The 22,270-nt window shown below is 71.2% G+C and carries 18 protein-coding genes and 1 pseudogene; 10 read left to right on the top strand and 9 right to left on the bottom strand.

Annotated features, from left to right (window positions below; genetic code table 11):
* Positions 1–13: 13 nt before the first annotated feature.
* Positions 14–1,954 (top strand): helix-turn-helix domain-containing protein, encoded by a 1,941-nt coding sequence (locus SLINC_RS05025; protein ID WP_067445002.1) that lies wholly within the window; start codon positions 14–16, stop codon positions 1,952–1,954.
* A 51-nt stretch (positions 1,955–2,005) separates the two neighbouring features.
* On the opposite strand, the gene SLINC_RS05020 is transcribed toward SLINC_RS05025, so the two are convergent.
* The 4 genes from SLINC_RS05020 to SLINC_RS05005 form a co-directional block, all read right to left on the bottom strand.
* Positions 2,006–3,427 (bottom strand): MFS transporter, encoded by a 1,422-nt coding sequence (locus SLINC_RS05020; protein ID WP_067427310.1) that lies wholly within the window; start codon positions 3,425–3,427, stop codon positions 2,006–2,008.
* Positions 3,428–3,972: 545 nt separating this feature from the next.
* Positions 3,973–4,650: an RNA 2',3'-cyclic phosphodiesterase gene (thpR, locus tag SLINC_RS05015; protein WP_079164411.1), complete on the bottom strand. Its 678-nt coding sequence runs from the start codon at positions 4,648–4,650 to the stop codon at positions 3,973–3,975.
* Positions 4,651–5,157: 507 nt separating this feature from the next.
* Entirely contained in the window at positions 5,158–6,222 is a 1,065-nt protein-coding gene (locus tag SLINC_RS05010) for a 4-hydroxy-3-methylbut-2-enyl diphosphate reductase (protein WP_237281986.1), read from the bottom strand.
* A gap of 190 nt (positions 6,223–6,412) precedes the next feature.
* Entirely contained in the window at positions 6,413–7,795 is a 1,383-nt protein-coding gene (locus SLINC_RS05005; protein WP_067427307.1) for a tetratricopeptide repeat protein, read from the bottom strand.
* 261 nt (positions 7,796–8,056) lie between these two features.
* Between SLINC_RS05005 and SLINC_RS05000 the strand changes: the two genes are divergently transcribed.
* The 7 genes from SLINC_RS05000 to SLINC_RS04970 are packed head-to-tail and all read left to right on the top strand — an operon-like array spanning position 8,057 to position 15,357.
* Positions 8,057–8,998 (top strand): acyltransferase domain-containing protein, encoded by a 942-nt coding sequence (locus tag SLINC_RS05000; RefSeq protein ID WP_225988242.1) that lies wholly within the window; start codon positions 8,057–8,059, stop codon positions 8,996–8,998.
* Between the two features lie 31 nt (positions 8,999–9,029).
* Complete coding sequence (locus SLINC_RS04995; RefSeq protein ID WP_067427304.1) at positions 9,030–10,877, top strand: acyl-CoA dehydrogenase family protein; 1,848 nt, start codon at positions 9,030–9,032, stop codon at positions 10,875–10,877.
* Positions 10,874–11,947, top strand: a complete 1,074-nt coding sequence (locus SLINC_RS04990; protein ID WP_067427302.1) for a 3-oxoacyl-ACP synthase III family protein — start codon at positions 10,874–10,876, stop codon at positions 11,945–11,947. The genes SLINC_RS04995 and SLINC_RS04990 overlap by 4 nt, the downstream gene beginning before the upstream one ends.
* A complete protein-coding gene (locus SLINC_RS04985) occupies positions 11,944–12,786 on the top strand; it encodes an SDR family NAD(P)-dependent oxidoreductase (protein WP_067427300.1) in 843 nt (280 codons plus the stop codon). The genes SLINC_RS04990 and SLINC_RS04985 overlap by 4 nt, the downstream gene beginning before the upstream one ends.
* Positions 12,786–13,913, top strand: coding sequence for a beta-ketoacyl-ACP synthase III (locus tag SLINC_RS04980; protein ID WP_067427298.1), 1,128 nt, complete (start codon positions 12,786–12,788; stop codon positions 13,911–13,913). Before SLINC_RS04985 ends, SLINC_RS04980 begins: the two co-directional genes overlap by 1 nt.
* Positions 13,874–14,140 (top strand): acyl carrier protein, encoded by a 267-nt coding sequence (locus tag SLINC_RS04975; protein WP_067427296.1) that lies wholly within the window; start codon positions 13,874–13,876, stop codon positions 14,138–14,140. Before SLINC_RS04980 ends, SLINC_RS04975 begins: the two co-directional genes overlap by 40 nt.
* Positions 14,140–15,357 (top strand): beta-ketoacyl-[acyl-carrier-protein] synthase family protein, encoded by a 1,218-nt coding sequence (locus SLINC_RS04970; protein ID WP_067427294.1) that lies wholly within the window; start codon positions 14,140–14,142, stop codon positions 15,355–15,357. The genes SLINC_RS04975 and SLINC_RS04970 overlap by 1 nt, the downstream gene beginning before the upstream one ends.
* 65 nt (positions 15,358–15,422) lie before the next feature.
* On the opposite strand, the pseudogene SLINC_RS50375 reads toward SLINC_RS04970, so the two are convergent.
* Both SLINC_RS50375 and SLINC_RS04960 read right to left on the bottom strand, forming a co-directional pair.
* A pseudogene (locus SLINC_RS50375) lies at positions 15,423–16,074 on the bottom strand (IS110 family transposase).
* Between the two features lie 344 nt (positions 16,075–16,418).
* Complete coding sequence (locus SLINC_RS04960) at positions 16,419–17,591, bottom strand: epoxide hydrolase family protein (protein ID WP_067427292.1); 1,173 nt, start codon at positions 17,589–17,591, stop codon at positions 16,419–16,421.
* A gap of 103 nt (positions 17,592–17,694) precedes the next feature.
* Between SLINC_RS04960 and SLINC_RS04955 the strand changes: the two genes are divergently transcribed.
* Positions 17,695–18,270 (top strand): CGNR zinc finger domain-containing protein, encoded by a 576-nt coding sequence (locus SLINC_RS04955; protein WP_067427291.1) that lies wholly within the window; start codon positions 17,695–17,697, stop codon positions 18,268–18,270.
* A 39-nt stretch (positions 18,271–18,309) separates the two neighbouring features.
* Here SLINC_RS04955 and SLINC_RS04950 read toward each other — a convergent pair whose 3' ends face one another.
* The 3 genes from SLINC_RS04950 to SLINC_RS04940 form a co-directional block, all read right to left on the bottom strand.
* On the bottom strand, positions 18,310–19,476 hold the full coding sequence (locus tag SLINC_RS04950) for an NAD(P)/FAD-dependent oxidoreductase (RefSeq protein WP_067427290.1): 1,167 nt from the start codon (positions 19,474–19,476) through the stop codon (positions 18,310–18,312).
* Positions 19,477–19,529: 53 nt separating this feature from the next.
* A complete protein-coding gene (locus tag SLINC_RS04945; protein WP_067427288.1) occupies positions 19,530–20,243 on the bottom strand; it encodes a GntR family transcriptional regulator in 714 nt (237 codons plus the stop codon).
* A 288-nt stretch (positions 20,244–20,531) separates the two neighbouring features.
* A complete protein-coding gene (locus SLINC_RS04940) occupies positions 20,532–21,224 on the bottom strand; it encodes a TetR/AcrR family transcriptional regulator (RefSeq protein WP_067427286.1) in 693 nt (230 codons plus the stop codon).
* 98 nt (positions 21,225–21,322) lie between these two features.
* Here SLINC_RS04940 and SLINC_RS04935 point away from each other — a divergent pair, with 98 nt between their 5' ends.
* Positions 21,323–22,261, top strand: a complete 939-nt coding sequence (locus tag SLINC_RS04935; protein ID WP_067427284.1) for an NADP-dependent oxidoreductase — start codon at positions 21,323–21,325, stop codon at positions 22,259–22,261.
* Positions 22,262–22,270: the final 9 nt, after the last annotated feature.

Raw genomic sequence — 22,270 nt, 5'->3', positions numbered from 1 at the left:
GAATCCTGTGGGCATGTCCAGCGATCACGTGCAGTCCACCGAGTACTCCGCCGCCCTGGCGTCGGAGGGGAGTGCTGAGGCCCCGTACCTCGAACTGCTGGCCCGGGGCGCGTCCGCCGACGCCTACGAGCAGCCGGTGCTGCTCGCCCGTGCCGAGGGCCGGCCGGCCGAGCGGATCGCCGCGCTGGAGGCGGCCAAGCTGCTCGCGCTGCGCGTGCGCTCGGACATGGAAGTACGTCGCCGACGGGAGGCCGAACTGTCGGCGCTCTTCGAAACCGCCCACGACCTGGCCGGGCTGCGCGACCTGGACGCCGTGCTGCGGGCGATCGTGCAGCGCGCCCGGTCGCTGCTCGGCACGGACGTGGCCTACCTCAGCCTGAACGACCCGGTGCGGGGCGACACCTATATGCGGGTCACCGAGGGCTCGGTCGCGGCCCGCTTCCAGCAGCTGCGGCTCGGCATGGGCGAGGGCCTCGGCGGCCTCGTCGCGCAGACGGCCCGACCGTACGTCACCGACGACTACTTCGCCGACGACCGCTTCCAGCACACCCACACCATCGACGCGGGCGTGCGGGACGAGGGCCTGGTCGCCATCCTCGGCGTGCCGCTGACCCTGGGGCACCACGTGATCGGGGTGCTGTTCGCCGCGGACCGGCGGGCCAGGGTCTTCGAACGGGAGCAGATCGCCCTGCTCGGTTCCTTCGCCGCACTGGCCGCGGCCGCCCTCGACACCGCGAACCTGCTCACCGAGACCCGCGCCGCGCTCAGCGAACTGGAGCGGGCCAACGAGATCATCCAGGACCGCAGCGGGGTCATCGAGCGGGCCTCGGACGTCCACGACCGACTCGCCGAACTCGTCCTGCGCGGCGGCGGGGTGCACGACGTGGCCGCCGCGGTGGCCGAAGTCCTGGACGGCGCGGTCGAGTTCACCGACGCGGCCGCCACCCCCGCCGAAGCCCTGGAGGCCTCCCGCACCGAGGGACACGCGGTGCGGCACGCGGACGACTGGATCGCCGCCGTGGCCGCGGGCGGCGAACTCCTCGGCGCGCTCGTGCTGCACGGCCATCCCGGGCTCGACCCCGTCGACCAGCGCACCCTGGAGCGCGCCGCCATGGTGACCTCCCTGCTGCTGCTCGCCCGCCGCTCGGCGGCGGAGGCCGAACAGCGCGTGCGCGGCGAACTCCTCGACGACCTGCTCGACGCCCGCGACCGCGATCCACGCCTGCTGCGCGAGCGCGCCACCCGGCTGCACGCCGACCTCGACGCCACCCATGCCGTCCTGGCCGCCCGCCTGGACTCCACCGCGGCCGACGCCGACCAGGAGGCCGCCGCCCGGCGCCGTCTGTGGTCCGCCGCCTCCCACCTGGCAGCCACCCGGCACGGCCTGGCCGCCGCCCGTGACGGCGGCACCGTCCTGCTCCTGCCCCTGGAGACTGGCGACAGCACGACCGACCTGGCCAGACGCACTGCCCGGCAGCTGGGCAGCGCCGTGCACGAGCCGGTCACCGTGGGCGCCTCCGCCCCCGTGCGGGACCTCGCCGCCCACCCGGACACCGTCGCCGCCGCCTACGAGGAGGGCAGACGGTGCCTGGACGCCCTGCGCCTGCTCGGCCGCGCCGGTGACGGGGCCGCCGTCGAGGACTTCGGTTTCCTGGGCCTGCTCCTGGCCGGGGACCGGGACATCGCCGGTTTCGTCGACCGCACGATCGGCCAGGTCGTCGCGTACGACGAGCGGCGCGGCACCGACCTGGTGCGCACCCTCGACGCGTACTTCGCGTGCGGGATGAGTCCCGCCCGTACCAAGGACGATCTGCATGTCCATGTGAACACCGTCGCGCAGCGGCTGGAGCGCGTCGGGCGGCTCCTCGGCGACGACTGGCAGAGCCCCGGGCGGACTCTGGAGATCCAACTCGCCCTGCGGCTGCATCGGTTGTCCGCGCCGGTACGTCGATGACCCCCGTACGCACGGACGTACGGGGGCCGGTCGGGCCGGTCGCGGAGGGCGTCAGAGAGTACGGGCGTCCGCGTCCGCGTCTGCACGCCGGGCTGTCGCGGGCCTCGCCCCGGAACCGGCATCGGTATCGGCATCGGTGACGGTCTCGACATCGGCCAGGTCCCGGTGGCGGGTCTCCTTGGCCACTCCCACCGCGATGACCGTCAGGACGGCCGCGCCGATGACGTAGAGCGCGATGGGCGTGGAGCTTCCGTAGTCGGACAGCAGGGCGGTGGCGATGAGCGGTGCGGGGGCACCGGCCGCGACGGACGCGAACTGCGCTCCTATGGAGGCGCCGGAGTAGCGCATCCGGGTCGCGAACATCTCGGAGAAGAAGGCGGCCTGGGGCGCGTACATCGCTCCGTGCAGGACCAGGCCCACGGTCACCGCGAGGATCAGGTTGCCGAAGCCGCCGGTGTCGATGAGCGAGAAGAACGGGAACATCCACAGGCCGACGCCGACCGCGCCCAGCAGGTACACGGGCCGGCGGCCGATCCGGTCCGACAGCGCGCCCCAGCCGGGGATGACGGCGAAGTGCACCGCCGACGCGATGAGCACGGAGTTGAGCGCGGTCTGCTTGGAGACGCCGGCCGACGTGGTGGCGTAGACGAGAATGAACGCGGTGATGACGTAGTAGCTGATGTTCTCCGCCATGCGCGCGCCCATCGCCACGAGGACGTCCCGCCAGTGGTGCTTCAGTACGGCGACGAGCGGCAGCTTCTCGGCTTCCCCCGTCCGCTCCGCCTTGCGGGCCTCGGCCTGCGCCAATGCCTGCTTGAAGACCGGGGATTCATCGACAGAGAGGCGAATCCACAAGCCGACGATCACCAGTACGCCCGAGAGCAGGAACGGGATCCGCCAGCCCCAGCTGCCGAACGCGCTGTCCGACAGCACCGCGGTCAGAAGGGACAGCACACCGGTCGCGAGGAGTTGCCCGGCCGGCGCCCCGGTCTGCGGCCACGAGGCCCAGAAGCCGCGCCGGCGCGCGTCCCCGTGCTCGGACACCAGCAGCACCGCGCCGCCCCACTCGCCGCCGAGCGCGAAGCCCTGCACCAGGCGCAGCACCGTCAGCAGCACGGGAGCCGCGGTCCCGATGGTCGCGTGCGTGGGCAGCAGCCCGATCGCGAAGGTCGCCCCGCCCATCAGCAACAGGCTCAGCACCAGCAGCTTCTTGCGTCCGAGCCGGTCGCCGTAGTGCCCGAAGACGAGGGCGCCCAAAGGACGTGCGGCGAATCCGACGGCGTACGTCAGGAACGACAGGAGCGTGCCCACCAGGGGATCGGAGTCGGGGAAGAACAGCTTGTTGAAGACGAGGGCGGCGGCGGATCCGTAGAGGAAGAAGTCGTACCACTCGATGGTGGTGCCGATGAGGGACGCGGCGACGATGCGCTTGAGGTTGTTCGGGGCCGGTGGAGCGGTTGCGGGCGACGACATCGGCACCACTTCCTGGGGTGTGACGGGGACGTGTGCGTGTCGCCACACCGTAGGAACCCGCACGTCAGGCGCACATGTGGCGGGGCAACATAGTTCGAGGGTCCGCTATGCGTGTGGCCACCATGCCGGCTCGTGGAATGGCGGTTCAGGGGAAGCGATGGTGGTCGAAACGAGTGCCGTCCGGGACGCACGGTTCAGGGTGGTTTGAGGGTGGCGTACTGACTCCCGTGCTGGTTCGGCACTGACTGAGAGCCGACGTCATCACCCGACTTCACCTGTCCCGCGCTGACTTGTCCGGCCTTGCCGTTCAGCCGCCGTGGACATGGGCAAGGCGCTGCGCTTGGTCCGGATCCTGCTCCGGCCTGTGGCGTCGGCGTGCGAGGCCCGGGGTTCGAAATGGCGCATGTTCTCCGGGCAACTGCACAACGGATCTCGCCGGAGCAGGTCGACGGCGACCGTCGTGCTCCTCTGGTCGCCCGGAGCGCAACCGGAGGAGCATGTGACGGCCCGACTCCTTGACCGGCAGGGTGACCGTCTGGCCGGGTTCAGGACGCGTGGGGCTGAGCGGGCATCATCGCGGGGCCCGAGCCGTCCTGGTGCTCATGCACAGCAGCCTGTGACGGATTCGGGTCGGGATGCCATTGGCCGGTGACCAGGGTCCATGCGTCGATGTCCTGATAGCGCCGCGGGCCTGGGTGGCCGCTTACCGTGCTGCCGACCAGGTGGAGACGTTCGGTCTGCCAAGGGCGTCCGGTGAAGCCGTCGAGGCCGGCGGCCGCCGCCGGTACGGACGCGCTGTCGTAGCGGCGAGCGCGGGCCAGCGTGAGGTGCGGACGCAGCGGACGTTCGACGAAGGCGACGTCGCAGTCCCTGATCCGCGCCCGTACTGCTTCGCCCAGCTCGTGCAGTTGGTCGAGATCGCCCTCGATGCCGCTCCACAGCACTCGCTCGTCGAAGTGTCCGCCACCGAGCAGTGCCAGTTCGAGAGAAGGGCGGGCAGCCGCCAAGTCGGCGAGGGGTGAACGAAGCCGCTGGACGGCCTGTACCGGCAGCTCGCCCAGGAAGGCCAGGGTGATGTGCCAGTCCTCGATGCGGTTCCAGCGTAGGTCGGGATAGGCGGCGTAGGCCGGGCTCAGTGCGTGCGCCAGCTCGTTCTTCGCATCGTCGGGCGGCGCGAGGGCGACAAACGCGTGCTGGGCGGCGGTCCGGTGCGGTTCGGTCACGGATGTCTTCTTACCTCATGCGTCCGCAGGGCCGAAGCCTGACTGCCCGCAGCGGACGTCCGCTGCGCACCCCTGGTCGCCATCCCGGTGGAAGCCCGTGGTTCAGTGTGGGGCGACTTCATCTGCGGGTATCCCCAGGGCGCGGACGCGTTGGATGAGGCCGTCCGGGTTCGGCTGGCGCCTGATGCCAGTGGCACGCGCGACCGGATTCTCCAGAGGTGCGGTCGGATGAGCGGGCGCATCCGTGGTCACTTCTCCCGGAAGAGACCAGGCGGCCCCGTGACCTGGAACGCTGGGCAGCTTCGCGTTGCTGACCTGCACAGATGGCTTTTCGGCTGGTTGAGGCTCGTGCTCGTTGGCGTGGCCGGAAGTCCCAGAAATGGCCCAGAGAGCTCCTGTTGAACGGCAGCGCGGGCTCTTCGAACGCCCCGGTGTCGACGACGACTCCGCGGTCGCCGTCGGCGGTGAGCCGGCGGTGCCCGCCAGGTCCGGGACGCCCTGGGCGGGTCAGCCACGGCCTTCCGCCAAGGTGGGGTTGGTCGGTCCAGCAGCTAACGCGGAGGGAGCCGGCGTGGTGGTGCGCACCTGTCGGCAGACGTGGCTTGCCGGTCCGAGGCCGTCAAGAGCCTGTGTCACCTGTCGGCGGACTCGTTCGTCGGCGGAGGCGTCCAGTACGGCGATCGTGGCGGCGTCGGTGTCCTGGGGGCGCAGGTGGTCGAGGGTCGGAACGTGGCGGACACGTACTTCCAGGCGGGCCGCCTGGGGCAGCGCGGTCCTGACGACGGGGCTGTCTCCGCGGCCGGTCACGAGAAGAACGTCGGACTGTGCCAGTACCGAGCCGACGGCGGTGTTCAGGTCGTCCATCGTGTAGCACCACTCACGCGGGTGCTGGCCCTTCAGGCGGGGGAAACGTCGGCGCAGCACGTTCAACACGCGTGCCGCCTCGGTCACGACGGTGCCCGGGGCGACGACATAGGCGAGGCGGTCCTGATCCGGGACCGTGAGGGATTCGGCCTGGTCAGGCGTCGCAACGGGGCGTCCCTGCGCATGGAGGATTCCGTCCCGCCACGCTCGGGAGCCGGGGGCGTTCGGTACGCCGACGATGAGCACGTCGTCGCCTCGGTCCAGGAAGCGGCGCAACGAGCGGGTGGCGTTCTCCGCCGCTCCGCACGCGGTCGTGCCGGGACATCCGCAGGCCCGCCATGGGCCGGGGGAGTGGCCGGGCTGTTGCCTTGGCACCGACGTGCCCGTCCGCCGCGCGGTGTCCAAGCGCTCCTGCGGCGTGTCGATGCGTACGTACAGCATCCGGCGGGTGCGGAGCGCGGTGGCCCAGGATGCGATCTGTTCGCGGGCGAAGTCGGCCGTGGCGGTGTCCGAACCAGGGACAGCGATGGCCAGTCCGCTGTGGCCGCCGTCCGGATTCTCGTAGGAGACGGCGAAGACGGTCGTCTGCGTCGCGCCGTCGGCGTGAGTGACTGGTTGGCGCAGGACCTGGGAGTGGGCTTCGTATCCGGCTCGTCGTGCGTGTGCCGTCAGAAGGTGGTGGGCGGGGCAGGCGATCGGGCCGCGCACAGGGTGCGTCCACGATGTGGCCACTTCCAGGGTTCCCGGTGCGAGGAGTGGCGCGGTTGCGCGGAACACTTCGGAGAGCACGCTTCGGTTCATCGTTCCTGAAGGGGGTGTTGGGGACACGCGACAGCGTCATCCAAGACGGCCGGTCGGCCCCGGTGCCGCTCTTGTCGGGGAGCACCACCCCAATGGATCAGTGATCACTGCGGGGGACTCCGGCCGTACCCGGCTTCCTCTGTGTCTCGCGAGCCCGGGCGAGTAGGAGTGCGGCGGACCGGTTGCCGGTGTGTGGGCGCAGCCGTGAGGCCAGGACACGGATCCGGTCGTCGGCGCGGGCGCTGGAGATGTGGGGGTAGAGGTCCAGGAAGGCGTGCCAGGTGTGACACGCCTGGTCGAGGTGGCCGATGGTCAGCTGGGTCTCCGCCAGTTCGGCGAGGCAGACGGCGTGGGAGCGTCGCTCGTCGGCGGGGCGGTGGCGCAGGGCGCGGCCGAGCGATTCCACGGCGGTCCGGTGGCGTCCCTGGCTGCGGGCCGCCACCGCGTGCTGGAGTGCGAGCGAGCCCAGATGGAAGGAGCCGACCGGTGAGGTGGTACCGCTCGACGCGCGTTCCAGACATTTCTCGGCCCGCACGAGATGGCGGACATGGCCGCGGTTGCCCAGGGCCGCCCCAGTGACCACCAACTGGCCCAGAAGGAACGCCTGTTGGTGTGGGGGAGTGTGCCGGATGCCGACCAGTACGGCCTGCTCGGCGAGACGGTGGGCGGCGGCATGGTGTTCGAGCGCGTGGGCCTGGACGCTCAGGCCCCGCAAGGCCAGGGCGTAGCCGACGCGGTCTCCTGCCTCGCGGGCGAGTTCGGCGCTCGTCAGGTAGAAGTGCTGGGCCGCGGCTTGGCGGTTGGTGTCGAAGTGGGCGAACGCGCACAGGTAGGTGAGCCGGGCAGCCACGCTGAACAGCTCCCCGCGTACGACGGGTTTGAGGTCCGCCTTGAGCCAGGGCAACACCGCCGTGGCCAGGTACCGGCGCAGTGCCTGCCGTATCCGACCGGCGCCGAAGACGGCGTCGCCGCGGGCGAGGACATCGAGCAGCTCGCGCGCCGATTCGACGTGCGCCATGCCGATGGCCGATCCTGCGCCGGTCCGGGGGACAGGCCCTCGGACCGAGGCGGACGGCCAGTGCGGGGCTGTCAGTGCCCCGAGTGAATAGGTGCCCAGCAGGGAGGCGGTTCGTCGGTCGGTGAGGCGCAGCAGGTGATCGAGGCGGTCCACTCCGCTCCCTTCGCCGGGCGGGGCGCCGGGCAGGTCACCCGGGTCCTGTCCGCGTGCGGTCAGCCCAGTGTCCTGCGGCCGGACGGGCCTGCCCAGATGGCGTGAGAGGGCCTCGGCGACAAGAGCGGGAACGGGCGGCCGGGGCCGGCTGCCGGCCAGCCAGTGGGCCACTGATGTGCGGTCGTAGTGCAGCGCCGTTCCCTGCTCGATGCCGAGCGAGTTCACCTCCCGTGCCAGCCGGGCGCCGCTCCATCCCGCCTGGCCCAGGAGGCTTCGTAAGTCCTGGTTCGGTGTACGGGCAGATCGCACGGCCCTTCCCTCGCCTTCGTGATGCGGACGTTCAACGTCCGCACAGGTTCAACGTCCTGGTCGCCCGCACCTGCGGTGGAAGCGCTTTCGCGCGAGCAGGGTCAGTGTGGAGCGCGGTCGCGGCGGTGTGCAGTGCGCAAGATCGGCGCATCCACCGCAGTCGTGCGCCCCTCATGCGATGACACATACCTTGAGCGAAGGATGGAGATGGACACGAGCACATCGCGGATCCCCGATCATCCGTCCGGCCGGTGGAGAACAGTGCACCTGTTTCCCGGGCAGGGTGACTTCTCCGTCGGCGCTCTGGTGCGCGCCGTACGTGCCGACGCGTCGATGCGCACGGCCGCCGAGCAGGTCTTCGAGGCCATCGACGGCGTCGCGGGGGAGCGTGGACTCCGGCCGCTGGGGCCCTGGTTGCTGGGCCCGACACCGCCGACCGCTCGCGAGCTGGCCGCTGACGCCGTCGGAGCCGCACAACTCGCCCTGTTCGGAGTATCCATGACGGTGCATCATGCACTGTGCCGTGCCCACGGGGAGCCGTTGGCCGTCGTCGGGGTGAGCTTCGGGGAGATCGCCGCCCTCACCGCCGCCGGTGTTCTCACCCTGGACGACGGTGCGCGTGCCGCACACGACCTCGCTCGCGTCCTCTCCTCCTGTCCCGGGGGACTGACCCTCCTGTCCTGTCCGGAACGGACCGCGCGGGATGTGATCGACGGTGCGGGCACCCAGGACGTGGTGGTGGCCGTGGTCAACGACGACCGATCCGTAGTGGTCGCCGGGTCCGTCGCCGAACTCGCCCGCGTCGAGAAGACAGCGGCGGAGACGAAGGTGACTGCCCTGCGCCTCCGCCTGCCGTTCACCTCCCACCACCCCGCGCTCCAGGCCGAGTCGGAGGCGTTCGCCGCGGCGGTACGGGCCTACGACCGTGCCGAGGCACGCTTTCCCGTCCACTCGGCCGTGGCCGGCCGCGCCTACACCGTCGGCGACGACCTCCCCCGGCGGCTGGCCGACTGCCTGGTGCGGCCCGCCAGAGTGCCCGATGTGCTGCACCAGGTGGCGCTGTGCGAACCGGACGTCGTCTTCGAGGCCGGCACCGGCAGCGCCCTGGCGTCCAGCGCCCGCGCGGTCCTGTCCCGGCACCCCACGCTCGTACGCGCTCCGCTCGCCGAACCCGGCGCGCTCCCGATGACCTTCCCTCGATGACCCTCCCCGCCCATCGCCCTGGAGTCCCCCGATGTCCTCCGCACCTCCTCCTGTGGCCGCGTACGAAGCGTTACGGCAGTTCGTCGACGGCCCCTGCGACCCCTCCTTCCTCTCCGCCCTCCACAAGGCGCTGGCCGCCGACCCCGGGACGGACGGCGCCCGCGGCGAGCGCCTGCTGCGCCGGCTGAGGGTGCTCGGCGAGGAACTGCCCCCCGCCCGCCGCCTCTTCGAGGACCCGGCCCAACTGGCCGCGCTGCACGCCTGGACGGCCGTGGCGGATCCCGCCTTGTGCCTGACGGCGCTGGTCCACTACCTGCTCTGCCTTGGATCCATGGCTCAACTCTCCGCCGAACCGGCCGCCTTGGAAGCTCGTATGGCGGCGCTGGAGTCCGGACGCGCCAAGGGCGTCTACATGATCACCGAGGTGGGTCAGGCGAACAGCCACCTCGCCACGGCCACCCGCGCCGAATTCGACCCGGCGAGCGGCGAGTTCGTCCTGCACACCCCCGATCCCGGCGCCGCCAAGTTCTGCAGCGCCGGGTCACGCACCGTCCCGCAGACCGGCGTGGTCCTCGCGCGACTGTACGTCGGGGGCGTCGACCAGGGCGTCTTCGCGTTCGTGGCCGACATCACCGACGAGCACGGGCTCCTGCCCGGCGTCGAGATGTCCTCGGGCCTCGAACTGGGCGCCCTGCCCCTGGACTACGTCCACATCCGCTTCCACCACGTCCGCCTGCCGTTCGCCCACTGGCTCGGCGACGGCGCCCGCATCGACGGTGACGGTACCTTCCACGATCCGGCCGGCTCCCCCGACCTGCGGCTTCAGCGCACCCTGCGGGTGGGCCAGGGACTGTGGGCGACGATGCCCGCGGTGGCCGCTGCGACCTGCCGCCAGTCCGCCGTGCAGGCCGTCAACTACGCACGGCAGCGCCGTACTCAGGGACGGCTCGCTCCCGGCGCACCTCTGCTCGGCTATCGAAGCCAGCAGCGCGCCGTGCTGGGCGCCCTCGCCGACGCGTTCGCCCTGACCTGCGCCGCGCACAGGGCGAGCGCCCTGTGGGCCGACTCCCTCGCGGCTGGGAACGCCCAACAGGCGGACACCGCCATGGGGTTCACGCCCTGGGCCGCCGTCAGCGCCCCCCTGGCCGCCTACAAGGCCCTCGCGGTGCGTACGGCCGGCCGTGTCGCCGCCGACTGCCAGCGCCGCTGCGGCTTCTCAGGCCATCTGGACGCCAATGGCCTCGCCGGATACCACGGCTTCCACCACGCCTTCGACACCGCGGGCGGAGACAGCCAGCTCATCCTGTACGACATCGGTCGCACGCTGGTCGAACAGTACGTCCCGGCCCCGGTACCCGCAGCGCCCGACGACCTGTCCCCCGACTCTCCGCTGTGGTGGCCGGCGCTCGCCCGGCGCCACGAGTACCTGCTGACCGAGCACCTGCGACGGCAGCGTGACCTCCGTGCCCAGGAGACGGCCGACCCCTTCGACCTCTGGGACCCCCTCCTGGAGGACGCCGGCCTGCTCGGCGAGCTGCACGCGACCCGGCTCACGGCCGACGACGTGGCACACACCCTCGCGCCGAGGACGGACCCCGGACTCACCCGCGCCCTCGCGCCCCTCGCCGCACTGCACGGTGTCACCACGGCCCGCCGCTGGGCGGGATCCCTGCTCGCCCGCGGCACACTGCGGCCCGCCGACGTGGACGCCCTCACGGCTGCCGCCGACCGGCTGTGCGACGCGATCCTGCCCCAACTCCCGCTGCTGGCCGAGGTGTTCGCTTTCCCCAACGACATCGCGACCGCCCCGCTCGCCGCCGCGGACGTCAACGCGGCGACGGACGGCAGGCTGACGTGGACGCTCGGAGGCGCGGCATGACGGACGCCGTGGACCGCCGCCGTATCGGTGTCCTCGGCATGGGCACGTATCTGCCGGCCCAGGTGCGTTCCAATGCCGACGTGGCCCGCGACGCCGGGGTGACCGCCGAGTGGATCAGCGAGCGCACGGGCGTACGGAAACGTCATGTCGCCGCCGCCGACGAGGCCGCCTCCGACCTGGCCGCCCGTGCGGTGCGTGCCGCGGCCGACACCGCCGGGATCGACGTATCCGACATCGGGCTGCTGGTCTGCGCGACCTCCACGCCCGACGAACTGGGCCCGTCGACCGCCTGCCGGATCCAGGCCGTGCTGGGCGCCTCCCGGGCCGTCGCCCTCGATGTCAGCGCGGCCTGTTCCGGGTGGCTCTTCGCGGCGAAGGTGGCGCACGACTGGCTGCTCGCCTCCCCGGAGATCCGGTACGCGGCGGTCGTGGGCGTCGAGGCGTACTCGAAGTTCCTCGATCCCACGGACCGGGGCACCGCGGTGCTGTTCGCCGACGGAGCCGCCGCCTCGGTCCTCTCCCCGGTGGCCGCCCCACAGGGCTTCGCCCACTTCTCCTTCGGCTCCGACGGCACCCTCGCCGACCGGGTGCTCATCCCGGCGGGCGGCAGCCGTCTGCCCGCCGACGCGGCCACGATCGCGCAGGGGGACCACCGCATCCACATGGACGGCCGGACCATCAGCCGCTTCATCACCGAGGTCTTCCCGCGGCTGATCACCGACACCCTCGACCGCGCCGGCCTCTCCCTCCAGGACATCGACCGCGTCGTCGCCCACCAGCCCAACCCCGTGCTGCTCCGCCGTATCGGAGCCGAACTGGGCATCCCCGACGGCCGGTTGGTCGTCGTCGGCGACGAAGTGGGCAACATCGGCGCCGCCAGCACTCCGTACGCCCTGGCCACCGCCGCACAGAACGGACTGCGGGCCGGCGACCGGGTCCTCCTCGCCGTGTTCGGTGCCGGCATGACCTGGGGCAGCGGGCTGCTCACCTGGACCGGGGCCCCGGCCCGCACCGCGCTCACCCGGACCTCTCCGCCCGAACTCCACGAGACAGAAGGATCCCCCCGATGAACGCTGTTGACCTCTTCCGCCTGGACGGCGCCCGTGCCCTGGTGACCGGTGCCTCGCGGGGCATCGGCAAGGCTGTCGCCCAGGGGCTGGCCGATGCCGGCTGCGACCTGGCCCTGACGGCCCGCACCCCGGCCGCCCTCGACGACACCGTGCGGTCGGTCCAGGACCGCGGTCGCAAGGCCGTCGCCCTCGACGCGGACCTGGCGGAACCCGGTGCCGCGGCCGACCTCGTCGACCGGGCCGCCGCCGCGCTGGGCGGCCTCGACGTGGTCGTCCACAACGCCGGCATCCTCCCCACCACCGAGGACGGGGCACCGCTCCTGGTGCCCCTGCAGCACGCCCGGCAGCAGGACTGGGAGACCGTCGTATCGGTCAACCTCAATGCCACGGCGGCCCTGTGCCGCGCCGCCCACCCGCACCTTGCCGACTCCGGGCGGGCCAGTCTCGTCCTGATGTCGTCCGTCGCCGGACTCGTCGGCACTCCCATGATGGAGGCGTACGCCGCCACCAAGGCCGCCCAGCTGTCCCTGACCCGCTCGCTCGCCGTCGGCTGGGCACGTCAGGGCATCCGGGTCAACGCCCTGTGCCCAGGCTGGACCCGCACCGACATGACCGCGTTCGCCGCTGACACCGAGCCCTTGTCCGACTGGCTCACCAGCCACGTCCCGCTCGGCCGCTGGGCCACCGCCGACGAGGTGGTCGGCGCCACGCTCTTCCTCGCCTCACCCGCCTCGTCGTTCGTGACCGGGCACGCCCTGGTCGTCGACGGCGGACTCGCCGTGCCGGACGGGGGCCTGGCCGGATACCCCAAGCCGCCCTCGCCGTTCGCCGCCGCGTGATGTCCCTTGCTGAGAGCAACGCGACCGCCGTCATCACGGGAATCGGCGCCTGTCTCCCGGAACACGTGGTCGACAACGACACCGTCATCGCGCGCGGCGCGCTGCGCACCGACGACACCTGGATCCGTACCAGGACCGGCATCGCGCGCCGCCGCCACGCCGAGCAGGGCACGAGTACCGGCGACCTCGCCGTCGGCGCCGGCCGAGCGGCCCTCGACTCCGCCGGGGACCACCGGCCCGACATGCTCCTCCTGGCCACCAGCACCCCCGACCACCCCTGCCCCGCGACCGCCCCCGCCGTCGCTCACCGGCTGGGCCTCGGTACGATCCCCGCGTTCGACCTCGCCGCCGTCTGCTCGGGATTCCTGTACGCACTCGTCACCGCGACCGCTCTGGTCCGCGCCGGAACCTGCTCGACCCCGCTGGTGATCGGCGCCGACACCTACACGACGATCGTCGATCCACGCGACCGGGAGACAGCGCCGATCTTCGGAGACGGCGCCGCCGCGGTCCTGCTCCGCCCCGGTGGCCACGATGCCCCCGGAGCGGTCCTCGCCACCGACCTCGGTGCCGACGGCAGCGGCAGCGACCTCATCACCGTGTCCGGCGGCGGCTCACGCCATCCCCGCGGGCTGCCCTCGCCCGGACCCGACTCGCACTACTTCCGCATGCAGGGACGTACGGTCTACGCCCACGCCGTGCGCCGTATGACGCAGTCCTCCCGCACCGTCCTGGAGCGGACCGGATGGCCGCCCGACACCCTTGGTGCGTTCATCGGCCACCAGGCCAACCAGCGCATCCTCGACGCCGTCGCCGAACGCCTGGGCATCGCCGCGGCCCGCCGGTTCGGCACCATCCACCACACCGGCAACACCGCGGCCGCGTCGATCCCCCTCGTCATGGCCGACAGCACGGTGCACGCGGCGGTCCGTCCCGGTGAGCGGGCCCTGCTCACGGCCTTCGGCGGCGGCCTCACCTGGGCATCCGTCGCCCTCAACTGGCCGGACGCCGTACCCCGTTCACAGCCACCACCCGCCGACCCGGACACCACACCGCTGTGCGCCGCCGACCTCTCGAGGAGTCACCCATGGACCACGACCACACCGACATCTACGCCCGCCTCGTGACCGTGCTCAGCGATAAGTTCGAAGTCCCCGCCGACCGGATCAACGAAGCCGCCACCCTCGACGACCTGGAGCTGGACTCACTGGCCGTGGTGGAGCTGTACGTCACCCTCCAGGAGGAGTGGCAGGTGCCCCTCGACGACTCCACGGCCTCCGGCGATCTCACCGTCGCCGACGTGAGTCGCGCGGTGGCCGAACTCCTCGGGGATCCCGACCGCGGAGCGGCGTGATGCGTACGGAGGAGATCGCCGTCACCGGCATCGGTCTGGTCACGCCCGGCGGCATCGGTACCGAGGCGACCTGGGAAGCGGTGTGCGCCGGACGCTCCGCCGCGCGCCCCGACCCCACTCTCCAGGGACTGCCCGTGACCCTCTCCTGTCGCGTACCACCGCCCGAGAAGCGCCCGGGCAGGCTCTGGCGCCACGACCGGGGAACCCGCTTCCTCCTGCTCGCAGCCGAGGAAGCCCTCGCCTCGGCGGGGCTCGCCGGGAGGCACTGGGACCCCGCACGGGTCGCCGTGGTCGTCGGCACCGCGGCCGGCGGCATCGACACCCTGGAAACCCAGCACCGCAAGCTGCTCACCGCCGGGCACACCACCGTGTCCCCCATGACCCTGCCCGCCTTCCTGCCGAACATGGCCGCGGGGCACCTCGCGCTCGAACTCGGCGTCAGGGGCCCCTCCTTGCAGACGTCGACGGCCTGCGCCTCCGGGGCCACGGCCCTCATCACCGCCTGTCTGCTCCTGCAGGCCGGGGCCTGCGACATCGCCGTCGCGGGCGGGACCGACGCGATGGCCACGCCGCTGTGCGCCGCCGCCTTCGCCAAGATGGGGGCTCTCTCCCGGCGCGAGCACGATCCAGGCCGGGCCTCACGGCCGTTCGACAAGGAGCGTGACGGGTTCGTCCTCGGCGAGGGCAGCGCCCTGCTGGTCCTCGAACGCCGACGGCACGCCGAGGCGCGGGGCGCGGGGCCGCTGGCTCTCCTCGTCGGTCACGGCAGCACCAGCGACGCCCACCACCCCACCGCACCGCACCCCGGCGGGGCCGGGTTGCGCGCCGCGATCGAGGGCGCTCTCGCCGATGCCGGGGCGCACGCCGACGACGTCGACCACATCAACGCCCACGGCACGAGCACCCCGCTCAACGACCGGGCGGAAGCCTCGGTCATCCGCGACCTGTTCGCCACCCGACACCCCCCGGTCACCTCGGCCAAGGGGGCCCTCGGGCACACCATGGGTGCCGCGGGCGCCATCGAAGCGGCCCTCACCGTGCTGACGATCGCCCGCGGCGTCATCCCGCCGACCGCCAACTTCGAAGCACCCGACGACACCACCGCCGGCATCGACGTCGTCACGGGGGCCCTTCGCAACCAACGGCTCGGACTCGCCCTCAGCCACTCCCTCGGCTTCGGAGGCCACAACACAGTGCTCGCGCTGACACCCGTCTGAATCGAAAGGACCACCGGGCACGCGGTCCGGGCTCGCTGCACGGCGGGGTGCCCCTATGACGTTGGTCAAGGGGTGGTCGGGGTTGGTGATTGGTGGAAGGTGCCGTCGCGGAGCATCGCGAAGAGCACGTCGGCTCGGCGGCGGGTGAGGCAGAGAAGGGCTTGGGTGTGGTGCTTTCCCTGGGCGATCTTCTTGTCGTCGTAGGTGCGGGAGGCGGGGTCGGCCAGGGCGGCGAACGCGGAGAGGAAGAAGGCCCGTTCGAGCTGTTTGTTGCCCCGACTGGAGGGCTGTTCGCCGCGGACGGAAGACCCGGAGTTGCGGGTGGCTGGGGCGAGGCCGCTGCGGAGTCGGTGCCTGTCTTCAAGGCGGACCTCATCGGTCAGAAGGACCCGAGGCATCCGCTCCGCACTGCATCAGAGGGTGGGCCTCCAGCAGTTCCCCGATCCGATGGGCGAGGATTTTGCGCTGGTCGAGCACCGCCTGGAGTGAGTTCGCGAGGCTCGGGACGATCAGCGCGGCAGCGTCTGCGCCGACGAACACGAGGACGGTGCCGTGTCTGGCCCGCAGCCTGGCGAAGACCTCGCGGAGCTTGGGTTCGCTGTTGGGCAGCCGTTTGTCGAAGGTCTTCTTCCCGGCGGGGGTGAGTGCGGTGGCGTGGTGTTCGCCCTTGTCGACGTCCAGTCCGAGGTAGACGTCGATGTCGCTGGTGTCGATCACGTCGTGGCTCCTTCGGTGCTGTTCACCCGGCCTGCCACGGCACTGATCGCCACATCCACATGACGAAGAGCCTTCCGGCCCGCGAAGAAGCCGGTGGTCATGCCAACTCCGAAGGCCGGTAACCCCGTTGCGGGGCCACGAAGACGGTGATGGGGGAGAGGTTGCGGGGGAGGACATCGGTACCACTTCCTGGCGGCTGGCGGGGACGGGTGGGTGTCGCCATACCGTAGGAATCCGCATGCGACGCGCACATGTGGCGGAGCACCATAGTTCGAGGGCCGGCTATGCGTGAGGGCACCATGCCTTGCTGGTTCGGTGCTGAGCGCCGGGTCACCGATCCGTGTTCACCGGTCGGCGGCCAGCACTGCCGCGAGGCCCTCTTGGAGATCTGTTACGAAATACTCGGGCACCTCCAGCGACGGGAAATGCCCCCCGTTCTCGGGCGACCTCCATCGGACGATCCGTCGGTACCGCTCCTGGGCCCAGGGGCGCGGACACTTCTCGATGTCGTGGGGGTACATGGTGATTGCCGACGGGACGTCGACCCGGAGTTCGGGGTCCAGGGAGTTGTGGCTCTCGTAGTAGATGCGGGCCGCCGATGCGCCGGTCCGCGTCAGCCAGTACAGGGTGACGTCGTCGAGAACGCGGTCCATGGATATCGTCTCGAACGGGCTGTCCTCGGTGTCCGACCACTCGGCGAACTTGTCGAGGATCCAGGCGAGAAGCCCGACCGGTGAGTCGACGAGCGAGTAGCCGATGGTCTGCGGTCGGGTCGCCTGCTGCTTCGCGTACGCCGCGCGGTGGCTCCAGAAATCGCGGGTCTCCTCGGTCCACTTGCGTTCGACCTCCGTCAGCCCGTCCGTTGTCAGCCCGGGCGGCGCCTCCGCGAACAATGTGTGGACGCCGAGAACGTGCTCCGGGAACCTGCCGCCGAGAACCGTGGTGATATTGCCTCCCCAGTCGCCGCCATGGGCCGCGAACCTGCTGTAACCGAGCCTTTCCATCAGTTCCACCCATGCGGCCGCGATCTTTTCGGTTCCCCATCCGGTGGTGGCCGGCTTGTCGCTGTAACCAAATCCCGGTAGCGACGGGACCACGACGTGGAACGCAGGCGCGTCCGCATTCTTCGGATCTGCCAGCTCGTCCACCACATCGACGAACTCGGCAATGCTGCCCGGCCAGCCGTGCGTCAGGACCAGGGGAGTGGCGTCCGCGCGCGCGGATCGGCGGTGCAGGAAGTGGATTCCCAGATCGTCGATGGTCGTGCGGAACTGGCCGATCTGGTTGAGGCGCTCTTCGAACGACCGCCAGTTGTACCCGGTGCGCCAGTACTTCACGACATCGACGAGGTCGGCGAGCGGAACGCCCTGTCCCCACCGGCGGGGGCCGGGCGCGGCGCGATGGACCGTCTCGGCCTCCGGCAGCCGCGCCGCGGCCAGTCGCGCGCGCAGATCGTCGAGGTCGGCGTCAGGTGCGTGGGCTTCGAATGCCTGTACGTCGCTGGTGGGGCGGGGCATGAGACCTCCTGGCCGTCGTGGAACCGGCGTCGATCCGTCGCGAACCGGCTAAGACGGTTCTAACAGTTCTCCGAGCCACGCTGCAACCGGCTAAGGTGGTTCCATGCGTGCTGCGTTCCCTGACTTCCGGCTCGGCAAGGTGCTGGCGACCAGCTTCACGGGGACTCTGTCGGAGCGTCGTGGCGACCCTGTGGAGCGCATTCCCACCCCGCAGCGACTCGTCGACTGGCTGGCGGTGAGCGGCCTCGCCGTGGACTCCTGCACCACTGCCCAGCTCGAACTCGCCCGGGAACTGAGGGAGTCGATCCATGCCGCCGCGACAGCGGCCGCGACCCAGGACGCTCTCCCCGCGTCCGCTGTCCAAGTCATCAACGACCGCAGCGTTCAGGGCCGGGCCGCGGCGGTCCTGACGCCCGAGGGTGAGCGGCGATGGCAGCTCGGCTCGGCTTCCAGCGTGGAGGACGCCCTCAGCGTGATCGCCGCCGACGCGATCAGCATCCTCGCGGGCGAACGAGACGGAAAACTGGCCTTGTGTGCGTCACCGACCTGCCAAGCCGCCTTCTTCGACACCAGCCAGAGTCGAACCCGCAAATGGTGTGAGATGAACACGTGCGGCAATCGGCAGAAGAAAGCGCGCTTCAACGCCAATCAGCGCAAGAACTCCGGATCGGCGGAGTGATCGCACCTCCCCGACAGGACCCGTAAGGAGCGCTGTCGGCTACTGCTCGCCCAGAGTGGTGGCGTGTTGAGCCACCTCGATGTCCGAGCGCCGTACGCCGGTGAATCGTGTGGGCCGGAAGGCCCCGAGGAGGTCCTCCTCCTGATCGTTTGTGATCTCGGCCGCGACCAGGCGTCCCAGAATCGGCGCCAGCGTGATCCCGCTGTGCGAGACGAGGCAGTAGACGCGGGACTGCGCGGAGGCGTAGCCGGCGATGGTGTGGCCGTCCGCGGGCAGTGACCGGAGGCCGATGCGCAGGTCGATCTCCGGTGCCTGGCTCGGGTCGGGCAGCAGGGCGGAGAACCGTCGGGCGAGGGTGCGTGCGATGTCCCCGTCCGCGGACGGTGGGTCTGCCGGATCGACGTGGGCGTTCAGATCGAGAGCCTGAAGGACGGTGTGCCCGTCGGCCTCGGGGCGGAGGTTGAGGCCGGGACTGTGGATCACGCAGCGCAGGTCGAGTTGTGGTGACCTGGCGTATCCGAGGAGGCCGACGATCTGCGCTCCGCGACCGGTGTCCGTCACCATGGGAACGTCGATCCCGGCCCGTGCAGCGAGCCGTTCTGTCCACCGGCCCGCCGCCAGGACGACTCGATCGCCCGTGCGGACCTCGCCTCCGGCCAGAGTGACGGACACTCGGTCCGGTCCGTCGTCGATGGCTACGACCTCGCCGATCGCGAACGTGGCCCCGTGCCGCTCGGCGTCCGCCAGCAGGCTGTTCACCAAACGGTCCGGCAGAACGTATCCCTCGCTGGGGAAGTGCGCGAGGGACGTGATGGTCGCCGGGATGCGAAGGCCGCCTGCGATCCGCGCCGCTTCGTCGGGGGTGACCCAGTGTGCGGGGTAGCCGAGTGCCCGCAGTCGTTCCACGTTGTCGGCGAGCCGCTGCTCATTCGCGGCGTCCGCCCACTGCTGCGCTCCGCCGGCGAAGTACGACGGCGCGCCGCGCAGTTGCCCGGCGAGCCTGGCGTGCTCCTCCATCCCCGCGAGGTTCAGCCGGTGGTAGTTGGGGTCGGGCTTCCGGCTGGAGTTGGTCCAGGCGAAGGTGGTCGCGGTCGTGCCGGTGCCGGCTCCCCGCTGATCGAGCAGGAGAACGTCCTGGCCGGCGACGGCGAGCTGCCTCGCGACGCTCAGGCCCAGTACGCCGGCGCCGATGATGATGACCTTCATTGTGTGCGCATCCTTTCTGGCAGCGGCACGCTGCTCACATGGCGGCGCGCTGCTCACATGGCGGGCACGGGAAGCTCCAGGAAGAACTCGGCGGTTCCCGGACGGACGAGGGTCGTCACCACCTCGACGGTGCTGCCGTCATCGGTACGCAGCTCCCTGCGCCTCATCAGCGCGGGTGTTCCGGTCTCGCTGTGCAGCAATGCGGCGTCGTGCTCGTCGAGGGCCACCGGGTCGAGGTAGAGGCGGATCGAGTCGATCGATACGCCTCTGCGCTTCAGATACGGCAGGGTGACGAGGTCTTCGAGGTTCTCGTTCAGCAGGTCGGGGGCGGCCGCGAAGAGGACGACGTGCCGCTCGATCGACTGCGGCTCCTCGCGTACGTCCAGTTTGCGGCGGACCAGTTCCACTACGGCCGTGTCGGCTGCGGCGCCGGGGAGGGACAGAATGGCGTCGGCGGCCCTGACGATCCGCGCGGAAACCACGTCGTGTCTGCCCGGCGTGCCCTTCGCGGCCGCCGCGGGGGTGACGAAGTTGAGCAGATTGATCTGCCGAGTCACATCCGCCACGAACGATCCGTGGCGCCGCTGGCGGATGGCCAGCCCCGCGTCGGCCAGGTCGTTGAGGACCCGTTGGGCCGTGGCACGACTGACGCCGTACTCGGCGGTGACATCCATCTCGCTCGGCAGACGCGAGCCGGGTGGGAGGGCCCCGGACAGGATCTTCGCTTCGAACTCTCGCCTGATCTGTACATAGAGCGGCACGGCCATGGTTAGACCGTACAAAGAGGCAATTGACCGGTCAATACAAATGGGCAGAGGATCTACGGCCTCGACTTCCGCCCGCACATCCCCGACGGCGGCAGCACCGACCGCGACGAGCGGCTGAGGGTGAATCGAGCACAAGCTCGAACTCCGCGACCGGATACAGGCCGTGATCTTCGCCTACGAAAGCCGTCTCATCCATCCGGCATGACACCGCGGCCCGGAGCCTACGGCGATGTCCTCGGCCCCCGGACGGCACCAGCGTCCAGTGCGGCCCCCGCGTCGTCACGGCACCTATGCGCTGCCCGAGCCGGTTCGTGAGAGGCGGACCATGGCGCGGTAGAGGGCTGTGGGCCTGGGGGCGTCTGGCACCGCGGGGATCGGGGTGCCGGGTGTGGCGTAGGAGCGGAGCATGTGGCCGACGAGGCGGCGCCAGGCGTCGGGGGCGTCGTCGCCCGCGGCGGCGAGGACGCCGGCGTTGGCCATCTGGAGGATGACGAGGTCCTCCGGGACGAAGTCCTCGCGGAGGTGTCCGCTGCGGCGGGCGCGGGCGATGAGTTCGAGGAATCCGTTGTACGACTCGGTGCGGCGGGCTTCCAGGGCCTTGGCCGCGGGGAAGGACATGGTCAGGACGTCGGCGAAGCCGCGGTCGGCGGCCTGCATGGCGCAGACGGCGTGGATGTAGCCGGTGAAGCCGTGCCAGGGGTCGGGGTCGGCGAGTGCCTCGGCGACGGCGTCGGCGTAGGCGTCCATGCGGTCGGCGAAGACCGCGTTGATCAGCTCCTCCCGGGTGGCGAAGCGGCGGCTGAGCGTGGCCTTGCCGACGCCTGCCTCGCGGGCGACCGAGGCCATCGAGACGCCGAGTCCTTCGGTGGCGTAGAGGCGGCGGGCGGCGGCCAGGATGCGGTCGCGGTTGCGTTCGGCGTCGGCGCGCAGTCCCGTGCCGGGCTGTTGGTCCGGCGTCCGGTCGGAAGGTGCGGAGGTCATACGGCCACCCTACACAAGTGGAACGGCCGGGCCGCTTCCTGCTGTACGGTGGGCGGCGGAAGTGGACCGCCCGGCCCACTTAATCGAAGGGTATTGCCATGCGCGCTGTCACGCTCGAATCCGTCCCCTCGGCCCCGGCCGTGACCGAGGTGGACACTCCTTGCCCGGAGGCCGGGGAATTGCTGGTCAAGGTGGCGGCCGCCTCATTGAACGGCTTCGACACCGCCGTCGCGGCCGGCCACCTGCAAGGAATGATGGAGCACAGGTTCCCCCTGGTCCTCGGCCAGGACTTCGCGGGCACCGTCGAGGCGCTCGGCGAGGGCGTGGAGGGCTTCGCGGTCGGTGACGCGGTCTTCGGTGTCGCGCTGAAGCCGTTCCTGGGCGCCGGATCGCTGGCCGAGTACGTCACCGTGTCCGCCGGACACGGAGTCGTCCGCAGCCCCGCCGGCCTGGAGGTGGGGGACGCGGGCGCGCTGGGCGCGGCCGGGGCCACTGCCGTGGTGAGCCTGGACGCGGTGGCCCTGGGCGAGGGCGAGACGGTGCTGATCTCGGGGGCCTCCGGCGGGGTGGGTTCACTGGCGGTGCAGTTCGCCGCCGCCCGTGGCGCGAAGGTGATCGCTACCGCCCGCCCCGGCGCACAGACCGACTTCGTCACCGGCCTGACCGACGCGGAGGTGCACGTCGTCGACTTCACGGGAGACCTTCAGGCACAGGTCCGCGCGATCGCCCCGGACGGCGTGGACGCGGTGCTGCACCTGGCGGGCGACGGTGCCCAACTGGCCGCTCTGCTGCGGCCCGGCGGTCGGCTCGCCTCGACCACCGGCCTGGGCCAGGACGACGTCAAGGGACAGGACGTCACCGTCCACACGATCATGGCCAACCCCGACGCCCGGATCCTGACCGCCCTGGCCGAGCAGGTCGCCTCCGGTGCGCTGCGGGTGCCGGTGACCGCCATCTACCCGCTGGAGCAGGTCACCGAGGCGTTCACCGCGTTCGGCGCCGGCACCCCGGGCAAGATCGCCGTCTCCTGCTCCTGACCTTCATCG

This window comes from Streptomyces lincolnensis (assembly GCF_001685355.1).
Taxonomy (GTDB): domain Bacteria; phylum Actinomycetota; class Actinomycetes; order Streptomycetales; family Streptomycetaceae; genus Streptomyces; species Streptomyces lincolnensis.
Note: the sequence above shows the minus strand (reverse complement) of the source record. Positions and strands in the feature narration are given on the sequence as shown.